Genomic DNA, 21,806 nt, shown 5'->3' with positions numbered 1-21,806 from the left:
TGGGCTAGGTTAATTATTTCGCCACAATAAAGGCTTTTATTATTGTATTATTTTGATTTTTAAGATGCATGAGATATACACCATCTAAAAATGAATGAGTATCTATTTTTATACTTTTCGTATTTTCATTAATAGATATCGTTTTTACTTTTTGTCCTAATGCATTATAGATTTCTACTAGAGTGTTATCTTCTAAAACAAGATTACTTTGTATTGTTATGCCATTCCTTGTTGGATTGGGGGATAAGATTACTTCCCATTTATCATTTACAGTAGCATGATCTTGTTTTGTTGACTTAGAGCGAAAATTAGAACGACAATCAAAGTTTAATAAATCAACATTCTCTATCATAGAAAGCATTCCTCTGGCTTGGTGAACAGCAATCCCTCCTTCTTGTGGGCAGTAAGCAGCAATCATTCTTAATGTGCTGAGTTGTCTACTGCTAAAAGAAAGCTTTCCTCTAGCTAGAGTATTCAAGTAAATATTATTGACTTCTTTTTCTAAAAATTCATGTGTAATAGCTGTATTAAACCCATTGTTAGCATTCAACACTGGTATTAATGCTGTTTGTTGTTGAATACTTAAATTATTCAGAAAAGCTTGCTCTTGCTGAAGGGTTGTGCTTAAATTATTAACTAAAGCAGTCCTTTTATTTGCTGTTACAGTTGTATAATTTACGCACAAAGTTGAGTCTAAACATTGTAAAGAATCTAAATAACAAGCACAGGTATTTTTTAAACTATCTAACAGAGTAGAATCTATTGAGCTTATAGTAAGTGCCTGCGAGCATTGATCTACAATATGATCAAAATGCTCTATACAGGAACTTTGATGATTGCTTATAAAGCTTTGAATATTAGAGCTTGAGCTATTTGTGGCTAAGTTTGGATTTGTTGATAATTTTCTAAACAAGGCTCTTTTCCCATTATACTCTGTTACCTTTATAGCACTTAATCCTCCATTAGCAATAGTATGATCTACTACATTCACATTATTAGTTGGATTGGAATTAGCTAATCTCAATAAAGGAGAACCACAAATTAATTGTGGACTATTACAGTTAAAATTTGAAGTTCCTGGCAGGCTAACAAACCAGCCACCTAATTGTCCTATATTATTAGGTTCTATATCTGGATTAAAACTTGGGTCTATTCTGAACTGTGATTGAGATACAATAAAAGGATTACTTAACCCCTGATGCCATGCATCTTGACTAGCTCCACCAGCCCAAAGATTACCATTATAATCTTGCTGCCCAATAATAGCTCCAGCATCCATTAGGAGCCCAACATCATGCCGATCAAACCGATTCCCTCTAAACTGCAGATTATTAAAGCCTTCAAAATAGACCCCAATATTGGTCCTATCTACCTGATTACACTGATAAATACTCTGTCCCCCTAGTGTAGCATTGGTAGCGCCCACTATTCCAAATACATCTGCAGCATTCAGCGTTTGCCTATTGCCCTCAATGCTATTGCATTCCACCAAAAGACGACTATTGAGTACACTAATCCCTGCACGTTCAGGGCTAGCGCCTTTCATAGTGATGGTATTATTCTGAATTACGCCAATCAAATTAACAGCACTATTGTTATGATTGCTCACCACAATGCCATTTTGCGCTTGGTTGGCTTCTAAGGTATTGCTAGAAATTCTCAAAGAAGAAGCGGCTCCTGTTAGGGGGCTGTCATTAATCAGTATACCAGCCCCTTGCCCTGCTGCTGTACGCATGGCTATTTCATTTTGATCTATCCAGATGTCACTAGGACTAAGTGGGTTGAAGACCCCAATGCCCAGTCTTCTCATTTTGGTAAAATGATTAAAACGAGCGTAAAGTCTGGTATCAAAAAGATTAATGGAACGAATGCCCATATCACTGATTCTACTCATGGTATTGTGATAGGCTTGTATGCCCAGTCCTATCCCTGAAATACCTATGTCACAACTGTTAAACTCACAGCTTTCCACCAAAATATTGTTCACCCCCAATGCTCCAGCTGCTCGAACATGAATCCCACAGCCTTGATAGGCTAGGCTAGATGGGTAAACAGCATCGCTCGTAATGCGCTTGAATAAGCAAGAATTGGTGGAAAAATTGGTGTTAAACAATACAATTCCTGCGACGACTCGTTGGAAAGTATTGGAAGGCGTAGCTGTAGGCAGATTGAGATTCAGCGCTGGAATGTCCCAGGCTAAAATCCCTGCCAAGCCCATAACAAGGTTGGTTGGATGGGGTGGAGGGACTGCCAATTGTACGGTATCTCCATTGATGTCCAAAGATGGGGTACTTGCTGCTCCAACAAAGGGGGCAGGAATTCCTGATGCCGAAAAGCTATTGTTGGCAAAACGCCCCACCAAAACATTGTTGCTGCCATTGGGTGCTACATATATTCCAATAAAGTTATTTCGGAACGTTGTTTTGGAGATTCTTCTCAACTCTGAATTGTCCGCTGCTTGTATCGCATATTGGGCATCTCTAAGAATGGTATTGTTTCTGGTGGTTAAGCGTCCGCCACCTTCTACCAAAATGCGTTGCCACATACAGTTGGTGCAAGCCGCTCGAACGGTTGCATTGTTGAGGACTAAGCTTGCTCCAGATGATACAATGATTTGCGCTCCTGGATTCATCCGAACAACTGAACCACTGGTAAAGTGATAGCTTGTTCCAGGGTCTACTCGCCAAACCCCTGTGATAGTTACGGTTTGATTGGTTGTTTGAGCCGTGCCTGCATCCAATAGCTCTCCTGCTTGTATCGCAGCACTAAAGGAGATGGTATCAAGTAAAGGAGTACAATTGCTCGCAAAGGTATCTTGTACCCAGATGCGAACCTCATCGCTTACCGATTGGCTTGGGTTCCCCAGTTCAAAGGCATGGGCTTGATTTAGAATACTATTCATACTATCGCATCGAGGGGTCCTTAATACCCGCACTTTAAAGGCAAGGGTATCGGTCATTCCTGCTGCTATGGTTGCCGTATCTATCAAAACGCCTGTGTTTGTATCATAATGAAAGTTCCCTAAAGCATTCACCAATAAGCCCATGGCTAAGGTATCTGTTACAACGATGTTATGGCTCGTTTGGCAATGGTTGGTTACTAATATACGATAACAAACCGTATCATAGGGCACAATGCTGTCTTTATCTACGGTTTTAACAATAGATAAAGGACTATTTAGCGGCATTATAGAATCACAGTCGGTAAAGGTACAGCCGTTTGCATCACTTACAGTGATACAGTAGGTACCTGCGGTGAGTCCTGAAATAGCTTGACTGCTTGCTCCATTCGACCACAGATAGGTATATGGGCTGCTCCCGCCACTTATCAAGCTGTTAATACTTCCACTATTGGCGCTGATGCAATTGATTGGCGTACTACTGAGTACTGCATTTAAAGCATTGGGTTGGGTCACGGTTTCAGCACTCGTAATTGTACAGCCATTTACATCGGTAATGGTGACGCTGTGTAAGCCACTTGCCAATCCTGTAGCGGTTGCATTGGTGCTATTATTTGACCATAAATAACTATAAGGTGCGGTAGTTCCACTGACGCTTGTGGTTATTTGTCCGTCAGCAAACCCATAACAAGATACAGGGCTAGCCGTGCTGATAACCGTAGGCAGTGCGGGACTGCTTAGCGTAATAGAATCCGTATGGCTACAATTGTTGGCATCTATAATGGTGACCGTATAAGTACCCGTAGAAAGCCCTGAGATAAGAGCATTGTTTTGTCCATTGCTCCATTGATAGGTATACGGCGTTGTGCCTCCTGTTGGAACGACTTCTATTGTACCATCTGTACCATAACTACAAGTAACGGCATTCATGGTATTGATCGTTGAGGTGATTGGAGTAGGCTCGAGTATCGTTATGGGCTGGATTGTTATACAGCCATTTGCATCTATTATGGTTATGGTATCTAGTCCTGCTCCCAGATTTGTAAAGGTTCCTAAAGACTGAAAGTTTGTTCCATCAATACTGTAAACATAGGGAGCGGTTCCTCCTGTTACAACAACCGTTACACTTCCATCATTGCCTCCATAGCAACTTACTGGCGTACTATTCGCCGTACTATTGATGGTAGGAGCTGTGATGTTTATCGAATCTACAGTGGTGCAATTATTGGCATCCGCTACGGTTACCGTATATAAACCTGCTGTTAAGCTAGTAATTGAGCTATTTGTCCCACCATTAGACCAAGAATAAGAATAGGGAGCAGTTCCTCCTGAGACAAGTATAGACGCTTGACCATCATTTCCATTAGGGCAGGTGATAGTTGTATTGCTGATGGTTCTTTGTACAAGAGTTGGCTCTGTTAGCGTATCAACATTCGTAATCGTACAACCATTCACATCGGTAATGGTGACGCTGTGTAAGCCACTTGCCAATCCTGTAGCGGTTGCATTCGTACTATTATTGGACCACAAATAGCTGTAAGGCGCAGTAGTTCCACTGACGCTTGTGGCTATTTGCCCATCAGTAAACCCATAACAAGATACAGGGCTAGCTGTGCTGATAACTGTAGGCAGTGCGGGACTGCTTAGCGTAATAGAATCTATATTGCTACAATTGTTGGCACTAGTAACAGTGACGGTATAAGTACCCATAGAAAGCCCTGTAATTAGGGCATTGCTTTGTCCATTGCTCCATTGATAAGTATACGGCGTTGTGCCTCCTGTTGGGACAACCTGTATTTGACCGTTGCTGTCATAGCTACAATTAAGGCTATTGATCACTTGCAAGGCAAGATTTAACGGTGCTGGTTGTGCCAAGGTCATTGACCTTGATGCAGTACATTGATTGGCATCGGTAATGGTGACCGTATTGCTACCAACGACCAATTGTGTTGCGGTGGCGTTGGTCTCTCCATTCGACCATAAATAGCTATAAGGCATGGTTCCACCTGTTGCCATGGCAGTAGCTTGTCCATCATTGGCTCCTGCACAGCTAATAGGGATAATGGTGTTGATGCTGATGCTAATCGGATTAGGCTCTGTAATGGTTACCACAGCCGTTGTCTGACAACCATTGTTATCGGTTAAGCTCACAATTGCTACTCCTGCGGCTAAACCTGTAGCGATAGTGGTACTGTCTCCATTCGACCATAAATAGCTGTAGGTTGGTGTTCCGCCTGTTCCTGTTACATGGATTGTAGCATCACTGCCTCCAAAACAACTGACCTGTTTCATGCTGTCTACTGTTACGAGTAAAAGGGGCGGTGCTGTTAGGTTGACAGTAGCTACTGTCGTATCCAAACAGGCATCTATGACGCTTACTTGATAGCTTCCTGCGGCTAAATCGGTCGCTATAGCAGTACTGTCTCCATTAGACCATAAGTAGCTATAAGGTGCCAACCCGTTATTAACCGTAACCGTTGCTGTTCCATCTGCTGCGCCATAACAAGAGATGTCCACTCCATTGTAATTGGAACTTACACTTGCTGTACTTGCAATGGGTAAAGGAATGGTGTAATGAAAGGTGTCACTAGTAAAATCACAGTGTTCTGTTTGAACCGTTGCATAATAAGAGCCGTTGGTTAATGGCTGATAATTATGGCTTGTTGCTCCTGTTATTAGACCACTATTGACTTCGTACCATTGGATGGTATCGGTTGGGCTATTGGGGGATACATTTAGAATCCCTGCACAAGTATCTAGGCTAATATTTGCCAAGGCATTGTATACCCTAACAAAAACCTCTTCAAAATTTGAAAAATTAGGCGGGGGAGCATACAATAAGCTATCAACGGCACAAGGAGTCCCAACACGATGGAATACTATATATCCATGTGAGGTTGAAGAAAGAGTGGTATCATAAGTAAATGTATAAGTGAGGTTGGGCCCCACTCCTGCTACAAAGCCTCCTCCTGTTGGAGGAATTATAAACCATTGATGTGTCCATCCTACACTATTGGCTCCTTGAAATGTAATGGTTTCACCACTACAAACAGTCCTAGATGAGGCACCTGAAATAGCAGCATTTAAACCCAAGTTAAAAATAGCTATTTGATTCTTACACATTCCAAATTGGTAATGAAGTTCACTAAAAGCGCTTAAAGTACCACTAAAATGTAATAAATCATCTCCAACCGTATCAATAGAAGCATTTATTGTCCCAGGGAAAAGCCATTTGCCACCTTGTGGTATGCTTGAACTTGTTAGTAAATAACTTAAGTTAATTTCATTTTCATTACTGTTTGTATTATAAGAATATAAATTTGTATCAATTCCTAGACAAGGAATGTTAAATTCTAAGGTATCATCTTGTAAGGCGTAAACAGTGTACTCAGCATCAGATACTTGGCAGCCTGTGCTATTTTCTGTTATTACCAACCTGTAAACCTGATTGACTGGCGTTGTTGTTATTGGTTCTAGAATCGTATCATTGCTCAAATGAATAGAAGGACTCCATTGATAACTATAATCTCCTATAGCAGATAATGCGCTTGTTAGTAACAAACTATCCTGTGCACATTTCTGAAAAGAAAATTGAGCGTTTACAGCACCGCAATAAGGGTCAAAACATACAAAAGAATTTAAAGAATCATGAACGGTTGCTGTATCATAATTTACGCCCAAATGGATAGAGTCAGTAATTGTGGGAAAGTCGATCTGTGTTATGATTCCTCTTAATAAAGTATTGGCGGTTCCTATACAGGCACTAACCAATACATTATCTAATTTATTAATAGCCAGTTGAATTGGACTAAGTCCATTGGCAATAACGATCAGAGGAGATAAACTCATTTCATTGATTAGCATATAACCTCCATTGGGTGACACAACTAGATTTTGAGGTTTGGATAAAAAGGCTTCCTCTTGGCGATACAGTCCATTCCAAGATGGTGCCAAATAAGTATCTGAATAGGTTCTAATAATGGCAGAACTTGCTGTATTCCACGTGTTGGCATTAAGAACAGGTAATCCTACTTTCATTGCCATTAATTCACGAGTGGTAATACCTCTCCCTGATATTACACAAGAACCACTATCTACTAATAGTTCATGGGCACCAAAATTTCCTATTTCAGCAATAGCGCCTAAATCTCCTGTCGTTTTTTCTAACTCAAAAAGAAAAGAACCATGGGAAAGTTCACTGTAACAAATGCCAAATAAGCGATTTGCTCCGTAAGCAATTGCAACCATGGTTGAATACCCAACATTATTCCCCGCTGATTGTATATTTTTTCGCCATTTTTGAGTTACAACTTGCCCTGCAACGGTCAAACAACTAATAAATGCTCCAGATGATTTTTGAACCAAAGGTCGGTTTGAATTTCCTCCAACTACTAAAGCCGCTTCTAGTCCATTTCCAAAATCTGCTTTTATTTCTACCACGCTTTCAAGAATATCATAATCGTACCGAACGGTTGGTGCTGTAGATTCATAAAAATGGCTCCAAACTAAGGAATTCCCAAGCCCTAAGGTAGGATCTATACCAACGATAAATCCTGATTTAGGGGCAGTTGTATCTACTCCTTCTCCTGTCACTCCTACAATGGCAAATTGGTTATTGAATGCACTAGATAATTGAATCACTTGGAAACCTGCTGTATGAGCAAGAGGTATTCCTCCATTTTCCATGGGGTAATTTTCTTGGTATAAAACGGTACCTTGTTTATTGGTAATAATAAATAATAAGTTGGTTGTGTTGCCTGTATTTACATGTCCTGTTAACGCATAACAGTCGGTTAACCCATTATAATTCACACCAGAAACAACATCAAACAAACGAACCGCTCCATAAGCAGAGCGAATTGTTTTACGCCATTGGTTAATTCCTAATAAATCAACTTGCATTAAAACCCCTACCTCTATTGAATCTTTTTGGGATGTTCCTGTTAGGATATATCCTTGGGTCGTATCACCTAAGGAGGCTTCTACAGCATCAATAGAAACCATGCTCAACTGCCAATCACTACTATCAAATGTAGTGGTAATACGGTATCTTTGATCACTAACCGTACAGTCTAGTATCGTTACCGCTACCGTATCGCTAATTGTTATAGGAATCGTAGCTCCTGTACTCGTGTCTAGATGCATTACCGTAAGGCTAATATCCCAAATACCTGGTTCAGAAATAAGGACAGAAGTCATTGGAGAACTTATAGAGCCACTATCGTTGGATAGCGTTATCATTGCTCCAGTAGGCATGGGTTGGTTATCATTTTTTGTAGCATCCCAATTCACAGACCATTGCCAAGAATCATAATCTATAACCGCTCCATTGAGCAATAAGGACTCGCCTGCGCAAACACCATTAGCGGAAATAGCAAACGAAGCTGTTAAGTTGGTTGTATCCAAACATCCCCCTACTTTTTGTACTCCTGTATTAATAAGATTTAATTCTGAATGAATAAATGGACGCCCTATATCTAATAATCGGTTCATGGCATTAACTTGCCCAGGGCTAAAAAAGTCTAAACAAGTTTCAAGATGATAATCCATGTGATTTTCTCCTTGATTGTAAGGAATTCCTGGAGGGCAAATTGTTCCACTATAACTACTATCACAGTTTAAGATTGAAGGTACAACATCTTGTGTGGGGATAGGTTGTGTATACGTATCACAAATACCATCTCCATTAAAACCATCATCAAAAACATGATACAAGCCCAGCCAATGCCCCGCTTCATGTATCAAAACTTTTCCTAATGGAGCAGCCGTTCCACCAACAAAAGCTTCATATTGAATTCCAATTCCATCAGATACTTGAAAACTAGGTCCAACAGCTGATACGCCTAAAACAGGAGTCGAATCGGGTAACAAGACACTGTCTGTTATATAAACACTCAGATACTCTTCGGGCTTAAAAGGTAAGTTATTAGCCAATCCTGTTAAAATCCTATTTTGGGCAAAATTAATGGTAGTGATTTGATGAAGCGTATCTAATGTATAGGTTATTCCTGGTAGTCCAGGTGTTGCTGCTGTCCCAAAACTTGACCATTGATTTTGTGGAATATCGGTTGGTAAATTCTCTGCTAGACAAAAAATAACATTGGTATTATTTTTAGAAAAATGTGCATTTAAGGTATCTAACTGTTCTTGTATTCTAGTGTTTGGGAAACTACTTAACCTTGCCTGATTATCGGCTATCACATGAAATACAACAGGAATGTAATAGATGCTATCTTGTGGAGGCGCTGCATTAGCGTTTCTTATCATATTTAAAACTTGCAAAGAAGAACCATAATTTGAGAGTGGGTCGTTTAATCGCCTCCACTCTAGAAGTTCATCTGCCCCACAAGGATATTTGGGGCGTTTTACATCCAACAAAAACGTCCGAACCGTCAATCCACTAGCCGTATTCACTGCCAATTGAATGATGTTCATCCCCAAAGGAAAAGCATATTGCAAAGAATTAACCGATAGAGTGGTATCGCCATTAATGCACCAAAAAGCAACCGCTCCTCCTGCACTGTTATTGTATAAAGTGACGAGGTCTGCTTCTTTGGGATTGTTATCACTCAAGGTAAAGTCCGCAAGCCCTGTGGTATAGCAGGCACTCGATAGACAACTGGTTGAAGTCCATGTTGGGTCATTGCTATCTGCATAAAAGGTACTGCCCAAACGAGCATAATGCGCCACACTGCTTAAATTATTGGCAAATTGCCCTGTGTTTTCTTCAAAATTCCAGTAACCAACCAAATTAGAATGCGCTATGCTCGTAGAATCCAAACAGCTTAGTTCATAGGAGGCAATATTGGCACTACTTCTGGCTATATCCCAGATTCGAAGTTCGTCTAAGCTCCCTTTAAAAAAATCACTGTTGTCTACGTCTTTTCCCATCCACAAGTCACAATTGATACACGTGGTACTTACCGTACCTACTAGTACCTGTGTTCCGAGAAGCAGATGGTCGGCATAAAAAAGCAACGTTCCGTTTTCTCGAACGATGGCTAAATGGCTACAGCCTGTAAAGCTATGGTTGATGGAATAGCTCATGCTTCCTATTTGAAGAAGAATGGCATTATTGGTTAGCGACCAGCGAAGTCCTTGGTTGGAGGCTTGGTTGCGTTGCGAAAAAAGGGTCAAAGTATCGGAAAGGCTAAAATCTACCGTAGAGAGCATGGCTTCTAAGGTGAAATTTCCTGTCCCCAAATCTAATTGGGGGTAATAATTGACATGGGTGTAATCGTCTACCCCATCAAAAGTAAGCGAGGTCTGAGCTGATGCAAAGGCGTGCCATAAGCATACCATTACAATAAAGAGAATTGTTTTCATACAGAAGGTTTAAGCGTTTTCATGGTTTACAAATAAGTCCTCATGATGGATTCACTATCACCATAAGAATATGGTGCGTAACGAAGTTAAATCATGAAGGCATGTTACAGGTGGCATAACAATGCTATACTTGTTTATCTGCTGTCTTAGTCTATTTTAAGGAGGGAATGTTTGTTTGGGGGTATTTTGTACAACTCTAATTATTTCAAAAAAGTTCAATTAAATCCTTTTTTATTTATATCTCATTTAAAAATGCATAAATATAGCGTTTTTAGTGCTGTTATGCTGTGTTCTTTAGCCTTTATTTTTTTGATGCAATTTGATAAATTAACTGTCTAGCGCAAATTTATTTTGTGCAAATGTTTTGTTATAGTATTCTTTCATGTGCTCATCTAAATTTTAATCAAAAAACAATGAAATGGATCTAAACGATTTTGGTTGGGAGCACAAGCCTCCTGAATATGAAACAGGAGATTACTGGTTTGATGGAAAATTTTTGGTATCACAGGGTGTTCAAGATGCTTTATCAGGAGCAGAAATCTTTTTTATCTACGCTCATATTATCAATTTAGTGCAGCAACATCAGGGGATTGACTACGTGCAGGTATTTGAGCAAAAAGAGAAGGGATACAAACTTTTCTTTCTTGATCAGGTCACAAGAGAGTCGCTCCAAATAGGAGAACAACCTCCTGAACACAATTATTGTACGCTTCTTTTTGCTGAAGAATACTAAAATAATTGTTGAGAGTTCCTTTCTAGAGGGAACTCTCTTTTTTTATAAAAAAGGAGATTACTCATTGAGCAACCTCCCTGCTATTTCTCCACTGTTTAATAGTTATAAAATTTGATAGAAAAAATGAATCCGTGACCATTCTACGCACAAAAGCCGTTTTTCTTGATATGAAAATTGCTTTACCGTTACATGATAATCTTTAAATAAGGCTTCATGACTAAATGCTCCAATGCTTATAAGGGCTTGCTTTTGTTCTTCTGTAGCGGATTTAAGACTGAACCAAAGGGATTCATAAACCTCAATCATTTTCAGTTGCTTATAATCACAACGAACACAATCAAATAGGAATCTAACCTCCATACGTATTTCTTTTTCCGCTTAAGATAAAATCTACTGCCTTTTGTGCTCTTGATGCTGCCCGAAAGATAAACCGTTTGTCTTCTTCTAGAGCGGTAATCCAAGAAGAAACGTGGTCAGAATTTCGCTCTAGTTCAGTCAGTTGCTCTATACCAACAATGGCGGTGAGCATACAGGCACCTAATTCTGCAATAAGGCTTTCTTCAATGTAGATCGCTTGATCTCCCAATGTACTATCCATAATCCCAGGGCGGGCGAGGCGTTTTATATTGCCTGTCCAATGGATTAAATTGTGAAACAACAGTAAATAATAGGTTTCTGGGTCATTAAAAACCTTAAATTGTGGTAGAATAATCTGATCCAATACTGGATTATAGTACGCATCAAATTCTTCTTGATGTTTGAGTATTGGGCGTTCTTTCATTCGATCTAAAATCATATCACAATGCGTAATAACATCATAGTGGTGCCGTAATTCGGGTTCTTGCCAATTAATACCACTGATACAAGCGATATTAAAAATACAATGTTTTTTTAGGTACGAAATGCGGTGGACTTCCTCATGTTTCGCTTCTAATTGTTGGGCTTGAACCACAGAAATTAAATCTCTTGCTTTATTTCTGTAATAGGTATTAAGGAAGAAAACTTCATTGGATTTTGTTCCCTTTAATACAGTACCCCCAAGCTTTTTGATTTGATTCCATGTGAGGTAATAAGGGACTTCATGCTTCGTCATTAAGTTGAGCAAAAGCCAATTAATGCCTCTATATCTATGCCCAGAGTAATAGTTTTGGGCAAAGCCAATGTATGGGTGCTTTAGGGTTCTTCGCCAAGGGATACGTCCTTGTTCGAGTTGTTTGATAATGTTCCTTGTAGTCACAAGGTAGAAATCGACCGTTTTTGTGAACTCAGCCCTGAAATCAGAAAAATTCAAAATTGCTTCTTAAGCATGTTCAAAAAACTGGTCTACCTAATCTAAGTTTAATCTTATACTTTCAGATAAGTTTTGTAAACTTGAATCATGAAAATAGGATATGCAAGAGTGAGCACAAAAGATCAGAGTTTAAATTTACAGATTGACGCCTTGAAAAAGGAAGGCTGTAAACAGGTTTTCCATGAGGTAGTAAGTGGAGCAAAAACTGAACGGGCAGAATTAGACCGACTCCTTTCTCAATTACGAAAAGGAGATATTTTGGTTATTTGGAAACTAGACAGATTGGGGCGCTCACTCAAACATCTTGTTGAGTTGGTACATGAACTAAATGAAAAAGGCATCGGACTCAAAAGTATCAATGATCCAATTGATACAATTACCTCCCAAGGTAGATTAGTATTTAACATCTTTACTTCCCTTGCAGAATTTGAAAGAGAAATTATTCGAGAACGTACACAAGCTGGACTCAAAGCTGCCAGAGCAAGAGGTCGAGTGGGCGGAAGACCAAAAGGTTTATCCGAAAAAGCACAACAAAAAGCTATTGCTGCCGAAGCTCTTTATAAAGCAGAAAAACTAAGTATTGTAGAAATTTGCAAAAACCTTTCTATCAGTAAGGCGACTCTTTATAAATACCTTCGTCATCAAGGAGTAGAAATTAATGGTTTCTGTAAGAGAACAGAAACCATTATTGATTTACAACAAATTGTACAATCTGAACAACGGATTTCGTAGCTATAGTTACCATACTTCAACTCTGACACCGTCTTTAATTCTATTTAAAGCCCCTTTTTTAACAATCCCAATTTAACCTTTTTTCTCATTTTGGCAAAAATTGTCAGAGAACCTAATTTTTTTGATAGCTTTATATATATTGCAACTTGTTTCTTCTGTCTATGTCAGAACTAACTAGTTCAACTTTTTGCAACACTTTTTTTTCAGGCTGCCTTTTTCCTCATTTTTTTTTAACAACTTCAAATAATAAAACTCATGAAAAAAATATTCCTTATTGCTTGCTATTTTATAATATCTGTAGCAACTTTTGCACAACCTAATATCACTATGTTTTCTCCATCAAGTGGAGAAGTTGGTAGTGCAGTAGTTATTACTGGAACAGGTTTTAGTACAATATTGAATCAAAATATTGTTTTTTTTGGAGCTACTCAAGCTACGGTTACAACTGCAAGTACTACAAGTTTAACGGTAATTGTTCCTCATGGAGCTACTCACCAGTATATTTCTATTACTAATTTAGCAGATAGTTTGACAACCTACTCTGCACAGCCATTTAATGTAACCTTATTGGGGAGCCTTAATCTTACTCCTCAACAGTCTTTATCAGCTAGTTTTAGACCTGTCGAAGTCAGTGTAGGAGATCTAGATGGAGATGGGAAGCCTGACTTGGCAGTAGCTAACTATAGCGCTAACAGTGTTTCTGTCTTTCGAAATACTTCTATTATAGGAACTGTTACTTTTGCTCCAAAAGTAAATTTCACAACAGGAGATTATCCTAGTTCGGTTAGTATAGGAGATATAAATGGCGATGGTAAACCCGATTTAGTAGTAGCTAATAATGATGATGGAGATATATCTATATTTCGAAATACTTCTACTGTTGGAATCGTAAATTTTGATGCAAAAGTGGACTTTTCAATAGGAGGAGGAGATCCTGTCTCTGTTAGGATAGGAGATATAGATAAGGATGGAAAGCCAGACTTGGTTGTAATAAGTCGTTTTAGTAATAAGGTCTCTATATTACGTAATACAACTTCTCAAGGAAGTATCAGCTTTGCCACTAGTGTTAATTTTTCAACAGGAATCGGTGCTAGTAACCCTCGGTCTGTCAGAATAGGAGACATAGATGGGGATGGAAAGCCTGATTTGGCAATAGCAAGTCCTGCTATAGATGCTATATCTGTATTTCAGAATACTTCCACAATAGGAATAGTCAGTTTTGCTTCCAAAATAGATATTCCAACAGGAGACTTTCCTATAGGTGTTGGTATGGGTGACATAGATGGAGATGGGAAGCCAGATTTGGCAGCAGCAAATTATAATGATAATACCGTCTCTATACTTCGGAATACTTCTACATCAGGTAGTACTAGCTTCGCTTCAAAAGTTGATTTTGCAACGGGGGATAATCCTTTTTCTATAAAGATAGGAGATATAGATGGAGATGGTAAACCCGATTTAGCGATTCCTAATGTTAGTGATAATACAGTGTCTCTATTGAAGAATAACTCTAGTTTAGGAATGATTAATTTAGGCTCAAAAATTGATCTGACAACAGCTAGAGAACCTAAATCAGCAGGCATAGCAGATTTGGATGGCGATGGTAGACCAGATTTAGTCGTAACAAATTATTATCTTTTTGAAGTATCTGTATTTCGACAAATAAAGTTCCCTGTGATTACTTCATTTACTCCATCCGTTGGTTGTGAATATACAAATGAAGTAGTAATTAAAGGGGGGAATTTTACGGGTGCTACAGATGTGACATTTGGAGGTGTTAATGCTCTTTATTTCTCGGTTGATTCTTCCACTCAGATTACAGCACTTATAGGGAGGGATAGTACAGGGGTTATATCTGTGACTACAGGAGATGGAACAGCATCAAGCGTGGATACTTTTAGAATGAATACACCACCAAGTATCACAACATCAACTAATGGACTTGTTATTTCAGCAGATCAAAATAATGCTACTTACCAATGGATAGACTGCAGTGATTCTTCCTTAATATTGGGAGCTACAAACCAAGATTATACAGTAACAGTTGATGGAAATTATGCTGTAATTGTGACATTAAATGATTGTTCAGGTACTTCACTTTGTGTAAATATGATTGATGTATCAATAGAAAACATCTTTAATGACAGAATATTTTCGATTTATCCAAATCCATTTAAGACCAAAACAACATTTTTACTGGATAATGATGGAAATCCTGCAACTTTTATTGTCTATAATACATTTGGAAAAGTAGTATGGGAAACGACAAATGTTGTTAAAAGAGAAACTGTTTTTGATCAAGGTAATTTGCCTAATGGGGTATACTTTGTCCATTTAATCGATCAAGGCAAAAAAGTAATTGCAATAAGAAAAATCGTATTAGCCAACTGATAGTATTTATACCACTTTTACTATTGAACGAATAGATATTGAAGTTGTTTAAAAATGTTTTCTTAGTAGATCATTATGACCTAATTAGGTTATACCTAGTCAAAAGGTATAAATCAACCACGGCGTTTTTAATAAAAAACTGATATTCAAATTTTAATAAAGGCTTTTTATTCCCCAAATTAGTCAATATTCAAGTTGTTATTTTGGGAACAGAAATAAGTCTAAGGAATCTCCTTATAATACCAAAGTGTATCAAAATAAATTTAGCGTCTAAAATACTTCAAAAACCAAGTAATTATTGCGAAAAATGCGTATTAGAGATACTGTTGGGATACGTGCGAAAAGTTGTCACATCTATTTTGGGATATTCATGAGTAAAGACAAAAAGAGTCCTACACTAAGTTAACTTAGTGTAGGATTTTTCAATTTAAAGAGAATAATTATGCCGCAACTTTCAATTTCATAGCCATTCTTCGACCAATTTTCAAAACATTAGATAGGCTTAATCTGTTTTTACTGGCAAATTTTCGGTTTACATTCGTCGCATAGATAGCATCTGCTTCGAGTAATTTCACCTTTTTACCTGTCAAGCGGTGAGCTATAAAAATTATCTCTTTCAAGTGAGTTCCTTCGTTAAAGACATCAAAAGATAAATATTCTATCAAAGAGATACTATCAATTTGTAGTTTATGCTCTCCTTAACACAATAAGTGATCTTCCTTCTCTGTTGCAAACGATTAGTAGCGCACTAGTTCTGAAAACAGAATAATTTTATTAGCCACTATACTCTGTTATACTTCTATCAAATACCCATACTTTTAATATATAAGTCATCTCTTAAGTTTCAGGAATGATCTCATACAGAATGAGTTGGCTAATGGCTAATCTTAAGTGGTAAATCGGCAGAAAAAACTTCCCTGCCGATTTACTGTTCTAGGACACCAAGTCTTGATGAGCTTCCAACTAAATTTCAATGTACTAGCGATAAATGTTAACACAAAAGCCATAACCAACATCAATAATTTAAGCCTGTTTTCGGATAGCATAAAAAACGTGAGGTAGTCTGATATTTGACATATTCAAAGCCTCTAAATCTCATCTTAGATGATATAGTTAAAATAATTACTTCAGAGATTTGACTTTGATAAGCATTATCAATTAGTTAATACTTATTGTTTTGCCACAACCTGAATTTGCAGAGTATACTTTCCTTTTGCTATGAAAATCACCTGAACTACTTTTCTGATAGATATAAGCATCATCATCACAATCCCATTCAATTGTTGAACCTGATAATACAAAATCGGGAGATATATGTGTACTTTCTGATCCTATCCAAATTTTCTCTGAAGAGGTGTTTTTTAGTGTTACAATTGTACCTGACATAAGCCTCTTTTGTTCAGCCTTTATTTTTTTAAATTCCTCAAAATCACCTTGTACTTTCTTTTCATAAGCTTCTTGTGCCAAATTCATTAATGCCAAATCTGCCTCATCACTTTTAGTTAATGTGTATTCATCTTCTATCTTTTTCATTGCAACAAGATAGTCTCTCACCAATTTATAAGGATTATCAGCCATAGCTGTTTTTTTACTAATTCCCTTTATTTTTTTACCATTATTATCAAGATTTGCCAAGTACATATGATCTATCTTGCGGAAATTAGTTGCATCTTCATTAACTCCTTTTAGTTCAAAAATGTAATTTCCAATAACAACTATTCCTGTATTACCCCGTACAAAATGTAACATTCTTGTATTTGGATAACCAGCTAATCTATATGATCCTGGAGAAGTAAATTCAATTTTTTTTCCTCTTTCTTTTTCTTTATCCTCTCCTTTTTCCTTATCGAAAAATTGAATACCTGTAGGAATTCCTTCGTATTCCAAGGGCATTGCACGATGTGTTTTATGGTAAGTTGATGCAAATATCTTACCACCATCTTCATATATATTATAATAAGAAGTATATCGTTTGTTTTCTTGTTTTTTTAGAGCACTAAAAAATGACTCTTGAGCATTAATATTTGATATAGAGAACAAGACAAAAAGTAAAAAAAGATGATTATTAATTTTCATATTTAATTGTTTATTAAACGATTGTTAAAAAAAATATATTATCATTTAGACCAAGCTAAGTGCTAAAGGAGATAATATATATCAGAATATAAAAGGATTTATAAATAGCATATTGGGTTTATGGCTGGACTGAATAACTTATTTTTAAGAAGTATAATTCAATGAAAGTCAAGCCTTATTTTGAGGCTGAATTTTAAATGTTATATAAAACAGAAAGGAGTACCCTCATAAACTAATTTATTGTTTTACGCAACGTAAAATTTGATTATTATTACTGTGAGTTATTGTAATAAGGTAGATACCCTGCTCCCCCTCTAATTTTAATTCTATATCTTTAACCATGTCATAGTGATGTGTAGTAATAACTTGCCCTTTAGTGTCACTTACCTTAATCAAAACATCAGTAGTAACTTGAGGAAATGAGAGCATAAGATCACCTTGGGTGGGATTGGGATAAGCATATACTGATGTTTCTTTTAACTTATTTATATTCAGAGTTGTAATTGCCACGCAAGCTGAAGTATCAGAACACCCGTTTTCAGTAACAATAACTGCATAATTTCCATTTGTAGTGGCAGTGAAAGATTGTCCAGTTTCTCCCATAATTGGTGTATTGTTGTTATTACAATCGAGCCATTGGTAAGTAGCATTTTGTGCATCTGCTGTAATAGTCAGGTAGGTAGTAGTTGTAGTAACATTAGGAGTATTTATTGTTAAATCTAATGTTATTACAGAATCACACCCAGCACTATTTTGAAGTATAAATGTTGCCGTATTGTTAGAAGTTGTATAGGTGTTGCTATCTATCCAAATATAGGAATTGCAGGCTGTTTGTATGTCAGTAGCAAAAGTATTGGAACATATTTCTTGGCTCAACTTCTGCACAAATGCGTTTTGATTATTCCCTACATTCAGATTGAAAACTCCAATTGTAGGATCGAAGTCTACATTAGATTCAAAAAAACCTACTGTATATACATCACCTGATGTATTGACATCAATTGCATAAGCCAATTCAGTCCCTGTTCCTCCAATTTGGCTAGCCCAAATAAAATTGCCACTAGAAGATAGCTTCTGAGTCACTATATCAAATAAACCATTTGAAGTTAGGGTAAATGTTCCTATTCCTGGGTCTGCATCTAAGGAATTAGTAAAAATACCTGTAGTATAGATATTGTTATTTATATCTATATCTAATCCCCATACCCAATCTAATGAATTTCCACCATGGCTTGTAGCCCAAATAAAATTGCCATTACTGTCTAACTTTTGAACAAAAATATCTTCTTGTCCACTTGATTGAGAGGAAAAGGCACCAATTGTTGGATCAAGATCTACCGTACCTGATATCTGCCCAGTAACAACTAAATCATTATTATAATCTATGCAAATTGCACGTATTAGGTCATCACCAGTCCCTCCCGTTTGACGAATCCAAGCAAAATTACCATTAATGTCTAATTTTAGAGTAAATCCATCTAACAAACCATTACTTGCAATATTATTCACTCCTACATTAGGATCAAAATCAACAGTTCCAGAGAAGGAGCCTGCCACAAAGACATTTCCCGAATTATCCACTTTTACGCCTCTTCCTATATCCTGCCCTGCACTACCTATAGATTTAGTCCAAAGAAAATTTCCAAGTGAATCTAATTTTTGAACATAAATATCATCATCTCCATTGGAGGTTAAATTTGTTATGTTACTAGAAGGGTCAAAATCAGTAGTGCCTTCAAAGGAACCTGTTGTATATACATTACCATCCATATCAGTTGCTATAGCTTGGGAAATAACTTGGTTATTTCCTCCCATTTGTTTTGCCCAAATTAGATTACCATTGGTATCCATTTTTAGTACAAATGCATCAAATGAATTAATAGATGTCATATTAGTTATTCCTGAACTTGGATCGAAATCAACAGTTCCAGAGAAGGAACCTGTAATGAGTAAATCTCCATTTACATCTATAGCTATTGCGCTCACAAAATCTTGATTAATTCCTCCTATAGATTTCACCCAAAGATAATTTCCACTAGCGTCAAGTTTACAAATAAAAATATCATCATCTCCATTGGAGGTTAACATGGATCCATTGGTGACATTTGGATTAAAACTAATAATACCCGAAAAAAAACCAATTGTATAAATATTATTGGCAGTATCTGAAATAACATCATTGGTATAACTTGTCCCTGAATTATTTAAAGGTTGTATATTTGAAAAACTACCAACCCACTCAAAATCGAATGTTTGTGCATTTAGATTTAATGATAAAAATAATAGTATAACTACTATCTCTAATATTTTATTCCTAATCATTTTATATTTAATTTATAACTTATAAGAGTGTGTTGTATTTACTGGGGGCTAACTAATTTATTGTTTTATGCAACGCAGAATTTGATTATTATTACTGTGAGTTATTGTAATAAGGTAGATGCCTTGAGTACCCTCTAATTTTAATTCTACATCTTTAGCCATATCATAGTGATGTGTAGTAATAATTTGTCCTTTAGTGTCACTTACCTTAATCAAAACATCAGTAGTAACTTGAGGAAATGAGAGCATAAGATCACCTTGGGTGGGATTGGGATAAGCATATACTGATGTTTCTCTTAACTTATTTATATTCAAAGTTGTAATTGCCACACAAGCTGAAGTATCAGAACACCCATTTTCAGTAACAATAACTGCATAATTTCCATTTGTAGTGGCAGTGAAAGATTGCCCAGTTTCTCCCGTAATTGGTGTATTGTTGTTATTACAATCGAGCCATTGATAAGCGACATTTGACGTATTTGCCATGATAGTTACCCCCATAATTGATGTAGTCGTATTCACTAGATTGATTGTTAAATCAAGTGTTACAATGGAATCGCAACCTGCAACATTTTGTAATGTGAACGTTGCTGTATTATTCGATGAAGTATAAGTATTCCCATCAATCCATGTATAAGAATCGCAGGCTGTTTGTACATCTGTTCCTGTAGTTGGGGTATTGATGGTCAAATCAAGCGTTACTATAGAATCACAACCAGCCATATTAGTTAATACAAATGTTGCTGTATTATTCGATGAAGTATAAGTATTTCCATCAATCCATGTATAGGAATCACAGGTTGTATGCACATCGGTACTAGATGTGCTAGAACAAAATTCATAAGCACAGACATGACCTGCATCTGTACCATTTCCATCATTCCATAAAGCACCAATAGCAAGTATATTTCCATCTGAACTTAAGGACACACTACTTCCACTCCAATCATTTGCAGCTTCCCCATCAATATCCACACCTTTTTGATTCCAAGTAGTTCCATTCCATTCATACACACGAACATGACCTGCATCTGTACCATTTCCATCATTCAAGTAAGCCCCAATAACGAGCGTATTTCCATCTGAACTTAAGGACACACTACTTCCACTGTTATCATATGCAGCTTCTCCATCAATATCCACGCCTTTGGGGGTCCAAGTAGTCCCATTCCATTCATACACATGGACATGACCTGCATTACTTCCATTGCCATCATTCCTTTCAGCACCAATAGCGAGTGTATTTCCATTTGAACTTAAGGACAGACTACTTCCACTGAAATCACCTGCAGCTTCCCCATCAATATCCACGCCTTTTGGGATCCAAGCAGTCCCATTCCATTCATACACACGGACATGACCTGCATCTGTGCCATTTCCATCATTACCTCGAGCCCCAATGGCAAGTGTATTTCCATCTGAATTTAAGGACACACTACTTCCACTTCGGTCATTTGCAGCTTCTCCATCAATATCTACGCCTTTGGGGGTCCAAGTAATCCCATTCCATTCATACACACGGACATGACCTGCATTACTTCCATTGCCATCATTCAGATAAGCACCAATAGCAAGCGTATTTCCATCTGAACTTAAAGACACACTACTTCCACTCCAATCATTTGCAGCTTCCCCATCAATATCTACGCCTTTTTGGTTCCAAGCAGTCCCATTCCATTCATGTACGCGGACATGACCTGCATCTGTGCCATTTCCAGCATTCAGGTAAGCACCAATAGCAAGCGTATTTCCATCTGAACTTAAGGAAACGCTACTTCCACTGTTATCACCTGCAGCTTCTCCGTCAATATCCACGCCTTTTTGATTCCAATGTTGCGTGTTCCCTAAAAAGGGAATAAGCAATACAGTTATAAACAATACAATTATTTTCCTATTAACCATTTTTAGATTTTAAATTTATTAGATTTTAAATTTATTCTCTGCAAAGGAATAGAAGTGAAGCTACTCATCCAAAAATGATTTACGAGTAGCATATTTTGTTTATGAATAGACTAGACGATTTATTTTCAATGGTA

8 protein-coding genes and 1 pseudogene are annotated in these 21,806 nt (G+C 37.3%); 3 read left to right on the top strand and 6 right to left on the bottom strand.

From position 1 onward, the window contains the following. Positions 1-13 precede the first annotated feature (13 nt). Positions 14-10,225, bottom strand: coding sequence for a T9SS type A sorting domain-containing protein (locus tag AsAng_RS06475; protein WP_264791978.1), 10,212 nt, complete (start codon positions 10,223-10,225; stop codon positions 14-16). A gap of 418 nt (positions 10,226-10,643) precedes the next feature. Between AsAng_RS06475 and AsAng_RS06470 the strand changes: the two genes are divergently transcribed. After that, positions 10,644-10,958: a hypothetical protein gene (locus AsAng_RS06470; protein ID WP_264791977.1), complete on the top strand. Its 315-nt coding sequence runs from the start codon at positions 10,644-10,646 to the stop codon at positions 10,956-10,958. Positions 10,959-11,060: 102 nt separating this feature from the next. Here the strand turns inward: AsAng_RS06470 and AsAng_RS06465 are convergent, their stop codons facing one another. Further along, positions 11,061-11,318, bottom strand: coding sequence for a hypothetical protein (locus tag AsAng_RS06465; protein WP_264791976.1), 258 nt, complete (start codon positions 11,316-11,318; stop codon positions 11,061-11,063). Then, on the bottom strand, positions 11,308-12,195 hold the full coding sequence (locus AsAng_RS06460) for an ArdC family protein (RefSeq protein WP_264791975.1): 888 nt from the start codon (positions 12,193-12,195) through the stop codon (positions 11,308-11,310). Before AsAng_RS06460 ends, AsAng_RS06465 begins: the two co-directional genes overlap by 11 nt. Positions 12,196-12,336: 141 nt before the next feature. Here AsAng_RS06460 and AsAng_RS06455 point away from each other — a divergent pair. After that, a pseudogene (locus AsAng_RS06455) lies at positions 12,337-12,930 on the top strand (recombinase family protein); the annotation flags it as partial. A gap of 306 nt (positions 12,931-13,236) precedes the next feature. After that, on the top strand, positions 13,237-15,372 hold the full coding sequence (locus tag AsAng_RS06450; RefSeq protein ID WP_264791973.1) for a T9SS type A sorting domain-containing protein: 2,136 nt from the start codon (positions 13,237-13,239) through the stop codon (positions 15,370-15,372). Between the two features lie 1,158 nt (positions 15,373-16,530). Here the strand turns inward: AsAng_RS06450 and AsAng_RS06445 are convergent. From AsAng_RS06445 to AsAng_RS06435, 3 genes are all read right to left on the bottom strand, one after another. Continuing rightward, a complete protein-coding gene (locus tag AsAng_RS06445; RefSeq protein ID WP_264791972.1) occupies positions 16,531-17,448 on the bottom strand; it encodes a hypothetical protein in 918 nt (305 codons plus the stop codon). A 237-nt stretch (positions 17,449-17,685) separates the two neighbouring features. Continuing rightward, positions 17,686-19,770 (bottom strand): SBBP repeat-containing protein, encoded by a 2,085-nt coding sequence (locus tag AsAng_RS06440; RefSeq protein ID WP_264791971.1) that lies wholly within the window; start codon positions 19,768-19,770, stop codon positions 17,686-17,688. A gap of 57 nt (positions 19,771-19,827) precedes the next feature. Then, entirely contained in the window at positions 19,828-21,672 is a 1,845-nt protein-coding gene (locus AsAng_RS06435) for a T9SS type A sorting domain-containing protein (RefSeq protein WP_264791970.1), read from the bottom strand. Positions 21,673-21,806: the final 134 nt, after the last annotated feature.

The sequence above is a fragment of the Aureispira anguillae genome, assembly GCF_026000115.1.
Classification (GTDB): Bacteria; Bacteroidota; Bacteroidia; order Chitinophagales; family Saprospiraceae; genus Aureispira; species Aureispira anguillae.
The sequence above is the reverse complement of the archived record's forward strand: the minus strand, read 5'-3'. Positions and strand labels throughout refer to the sequence as shown.

Coding starts and splice junctions, on each gene's coding strand:
- AsAng_RS06445 (WP_264791972.1), bottom strand. CDS start 17,448: ATGAAAATTAATAATCATCTTTTTTTACTTTTTGTCTTGTTCTCTATA.
- AsAng_RS06450 (WP_264791973.1), top strand. CDS start 13,237: ATGAAAAAAATATTCCTTATTGCTTGCTATTTTATAATATCTGTAGCA.
- AsAng_RS06440 (WP_264791971.1), bottom strand. CDS start 19,770: ATGATTAGGAATAAAATATTAGAGATAGTAGTTATACTATTATTTTTA.
- AsAng_RS06465 (WP_264791976.1), bottom strand. CDS start 11,318: ATGGAGGTTAGATTCCTATTTGATTGTGTTCGTTGTGATTATAAGCAA.
- AsAng_RS06470 (WP_264791977.1), top strand. CDS start 10,644: ATGGATCTAAACGATTTTGGTTGGGAGCACAAGCCTCCTGAATATGAA.
- AsAng_RS06435 (WP_264791970.1), bottom strand. CDS start 21,672: ATGGTTAATAGGAAAATAATTGTATTGTTTATAACTGTATTGCTTATT.
- AsAng_RS06475 (WP_264791978.1), bottom strand. CDS start 10,225: ATGAAAACAATTCTCTTTATTGTAATGGTATGCTTATGGCACGCCTTT.